At 84.4% G+C, this 550-nt stretch carries 1 pseudogene; it reads right to left on the bottom strand.

The annotated features are described in order from the left end of the window. A pseudogene (locus IE321_RS41690) lies at window positions 1-550 on the bottom strand (PucR family transcriptional regulator); the annotation flags it as partial.

The raw sequence follows: 550 nt of genomic DNA, 5'->3' as shown, positions 1-550 counted from the left end.
CCGCTCCGCCTCCGCCCGCCGCCGGGCCCGCGCCGCACGGGCGGCGGCCGCCGCCAGCTCGGCCGCCTCGGCGGGGGCGCTCACGCCGAGCGTCCAGCCGGGCCGGGCCGTCGCCGCCGCGCCCGGCGCCAGCAGGAGCCGTACGGTCGGCCCCGCGTCCACCAGCTCAGTGCCCAGCTCGGCCGCGAGCGACGCCGCCGCGAAGGGGGTGCCGTCGCCGCCCCGGGCGTGCACCACCGTCCACGGGCCCGGCGAGAGGGCGGCGGCCGCCTCCGCCGCGGGGGCGCCCAGCAGCAGCCGGGTCAGCGCCCCGTCCCGGGCCGACACGTCGGCGGCCCCGTGCGGGGCGGTCAGCAGGGACAGCAGCACCACCGCCACCCCGGTGACCGGGTGGTCGCCGGGGTCGCGCCGCTCCGTCGCCACCCCGAGGGTGAGCCCGTCGCCGCCGCCCAGCGCGTACGCAGCGAGCCGCAGCCCGCCGCCCTCGCCGCCCGCCGACGCCGGACCGCCCGGCCGGGGACCGACCACCCCGGCCAGGTCCGCCAGCGCC

Source organism: Streptomyces hydrogenans (genome assembly GCF_014656075.1).
GTDB classification, from domain to species: Bacteria; Actinomycetota; Actinomycetes; order Streptomycetales; family Streptomycetaceae; genus Streptomyces; species Streptomyces hydrogenans.
This window is presented reverse-complemented; position numbering and strand designations above follow the sequence as displayed.